Annotated in this window: 3 protein-coding genes; all 3 read left to right on the top strand. The window is 35.6% G+C overall.

Features of this window, described 5'->3' with window-relative positions:
• Positions 1-576, top strand: a 576-nt coding sequence (locus GSY74_RS06570; protein ID WP_164664306.1) for an ankyrin repeat domain-containing protein, incomplete at its 5' end; no start/stop codon positions are given.
• A 230-nt stretch (positions 577-806) separates the two neighbouring features.
• Positions 807-3,335: a beta-propeller domain-containing protein gene (locus GSY74_RS06575; protein ID WP_164664307.1), complete on the top strand. Its 2,529-nt coding sequence runs from the start codon at positions 807-809 to the stop codon at positions 3,333-3,335.
• A gap of 2 nt (positions 3,336-3,337) precedes the next feature.
• Entirely contained in the window at positions 3,338-3,493 is a 156-nt protein-coding gene (locus tag GSY74_RS06580) for a hypothetical protein (protein WP_164664308.1), read from the top strand.
• Positions 3,494-3,630 lie beyond the last annotated feature (137 nt).

A 3,630-nucleotide genomic window follows, 5' to 3' on the forward strand; every position in this document is an offset into this window, starting at 1 on the left:
AGCCTTGTGAGGATACGAAAGATATGTAGGAGTGGGATTGACCTAACAACACCTATAGATATGGGGATAGAGTATGGACTTGAAGACCCTGATGAGACGACTATTTTGTTTTATGCGATACGAAAAGGAGGCTCTATTGAGGCGATAGAGATACTGTTGGAGTATGGTGTGGATCTACGAGATATAGACCCTGATGGATTGAGTGTTATTGATGTGGCGATTAAATTTAGGCGAGAGGATATTATACGATTTTGTATAGAAAAAGGGTTAAATGTCAATGAGACTCATCGCAAGAGTGGTATCACTCCTATTATACTTACGGCCTGTTTTAATAATACTCATATAGCAGAGCTTCTTATCCAGCATGGTGCTGATATAAACTCCAAAGACCGTGGGGGGATGAGTGTTAAAGATTATGCAAAGAAACTAGGACAGAAGAGGATGTTGGAGTTTTTGCATAGGAGAGGGGCGAAACATAATCTATATGCAGAGGAGATAGTAGTGGAGCAGAAAAAGAAGTTTAATATGTCAAATAGAGAAAAACCGAGTGAAGATATGGGGTTTGACTCAATTTAGAACTTTTTTTAACACTCTACATAATTTTTACATTTTTTTTATGTATCATTCTTTTATAGATTCTTCTCAAAACTAGGAATCGGAAGGCTCTGCCTCCGCTGTTCGGGAGTAAACTCTCCGTTTCCAAAAAAATAAGAATCGTATAAAAAAGCTTAATTCAACGGCATTGGACTAAACTCTCCGATTCCAAATGAGTTTTGCAAGAACTTTAATAACAAAAAGGATGAATGATGAAAAAAATTATGCTTATTGTTGCTATTCTTTTTTCTACTACTATGGCTGATTCAGTCCTATTAGTAAAAAAAGGGTGGCAACTTATCGGTTCTAGTACTCCACTAGAAGATATGTCGAAATTCAAATCAGATAGTGTTGAAGAGGTTTGGCACTTTGATGCTCTGACTCAAAAGTGGCTTGGGTACTCTCCTGATAGTGAGATTCAGGCAAAGATGAGCGAGAACAATATCTCAAAACTTGAATCTTTGGAAAACTGGCACGGTTTTTGGGTAAAAAGTAAAAAAGATTGGGGTTTAATACTAGATAATTCATCATTAGATAAAGCCCCATCTGATGCAAACTCCGCAAATGACACTGTTCAACTAAAAGAGGGTTGGAATCTTATCTCTTTGCCTGTTGATTCTGTTTTATCTGCTGATATATTCAAAGATATGACGGTTTGGAAATATAATCCTAACCAAGAGTGGGAACTTTTTGACCAAGAGCAGTCCCAAGAGGATTTTCCAAGGCTTGGACATATCAAAAACTCTGATGGGATTTGGGTAAAAGCTCCTAAAGATACCAATATCTCCGTAATGCAAGAGGCTTCAAAGCTTCATAACTTTGCTACTACAGAAGAGATGGAAGTTTATGTTAAAGAGATGGCATCTATATACAATCGTCCATATTGTGGGATTGAACCATTTGTATTGGATATGCCAAGAGATGTGAATACAGTTGGAAATAATAGTGATGTAGAATATGATGATGCGGGTATGCCCACAGCCGAAACAAATGAGGCAGGTGCTGAGATTAAAGATGCTACAGGAACTAATCTCCAAGAGAGTGGAGTAGATGAGGCAGATATAGTTAAGCATGATGGTGTTAATATTTTCTATGTTGTTAAAGAGGATTATCAAAATAACTATATCAATATCACTACATTTAGTGAACTGGCAAAAGGAAATAGCAAAGCTCTTGATAAAGTCTCATTTGATGACAATAGGGATATAAATTCACTCTATCTTGTTGATAATAGACTAGTTGTAATCTCCCATATTAGTGGAGACTATAAAAGAGAAATAGATACACAAAATGATACAACAACTAGCATGGTATATCCTGATTATGATATTCAACAGATTGGTGTTGATATTTTTGATGTTAGTGATATAAATGATATTAAAACCATATCAGGTTATAAAGTTGATGGCAATATGGTTACTTCAAGAGTTATAGGCGATAATATGTATCTAGTGAGTAGTTTCTCTCCTAGGGTTAATATAAAATACCCTAAAGTATATCTCGAACTATCAGAGAACTGTAAAGCGTTTTTTGATAATCAAAATAGATACTATGATGAAGAGTATGACTACAACAGATATGCAGAGTGTTATAATATACAGAAAGACTACAACGATAATAGATATTATCGTGAGGATTATGAAAATCCTATTGTAGAGGTTCAAGACCTGCTTCCTGAAATAGAGGATAGTGATAAAAAAAGAGTAGCACTCATTACTCCTTCAAAACTATACGCTCCTTCAAAACGAAACCAATCAACCAATATGACTACTATCTCAAATATTACTATAAGTGATGGAAAATATCAAAAAAGCAACTCATTTATAGGATATAGTTCTGTTCAATACGCCTCATCAAAGGCTCTCTATTTAGTATCTAACCAATATCCTATCTATTATGATTTTAACAACTACAAAGAACGCTCATCTATCTACAAATTTAATCTTGATAGTGAGTTGGATTACAGAGGTATCGGTTCTGTATATGGACATACCAACAATCAATTTGGGCTAAGTGAACATAATGATATTTTACGAATGGCAACCACAGAGGGGTTCTCGTGGGGAAGCAATGGAACTAATAATAGTATCTATACTATGAAAGAGCAGGATGGACTTCTGCCAATTCAAGGCGTACTTAGTGGATTGGGTAAAGAGGGTGAGACTATTAAATCAGTTCGATTTATGGGAGAGAGAGCATTTATTGTTACCTTTAGACAAACTGACCCACTCTATACTATAGATATGAGTGACCCAAAAGCACCTAAAAAAGTAGGTGAGTTGGAGGTTAATGGGTACTCTGCATATCTGCATCCTGTAGGAGATGATATGTTACTTGGAATTGGTCGAGATGCTGATAGTGAAGGTCGTGTTTTGGGGCTAAAAATAGAACTTTTTGATATTAGTGATTTCGCAAATCCAACTTCATTAGATGATATTATCTATGGTGAAGGAACAAGTAGTGAACTAGAGTATAATCATAAAGCCTTGGCGTATAGAGCGAGTGATAATCTTTTTGCTTTTCCATATAGAGCCAACAATTATGAGAACTACTATAACAATATAAATAACTTAGGTGTCTATCAAATTAGAGACAATCAGATAATCGACTATAAGCCTATTAACGGTTTTAGCAGTGGTTGGGGAGAGCAGAGAGGTTTGATTTTTGATATGAATGATACGACCTATATTAGCTTTTTTGCAAATGATACGATAATAACAGATAAATTAGAGGAGAAATAGAGATGAGATTTTTGATAATAGGACTACTGCTCATAACCTTTATAGGTTGTGGGTCAAGTGGCATAGATAAACAAGAGAGTGGTGATAGTACGGTTAATCCGATTTCACCTAAACCACAAGATAGTAGCAAAAAGCCACCATCTATACCAAATATATAATAGACCTCTTGCAAAATGCATTTGGAATCGGAGACTTCAGTCCCGAACATGACGAGGCTAAAGCCCAATGCCAATGAATTAAGCTTTTTTTGAACCAAATAGTTCGGGTGTAAACACGCCGATTCCGAAAATGCAAA

It is taken from the genome of Sulfurovum sp. bin170 (assembly GCF_010892395.1).
GTDB lineage: Bacteria > Campylobacterota > Campylobacteria > Campylobacterales > Sulfurovaceae > UBA1140.

Coding starts and splice junctions, on each gene's coding strand:
- GSY74_RS06575 (WP_164664307.1), top strand. CDS start 807: ATGAAAAAAATTATGCTTATTGTTGCTATTCTTTTTTCTACTACTATG.
- GSY74_RS06580 (WP_164664308.1), top strand. CDS start 3,338: ATGAGATTTTTGATAATAGGACTACTGCTCATAACCTTTATAGGTTGT.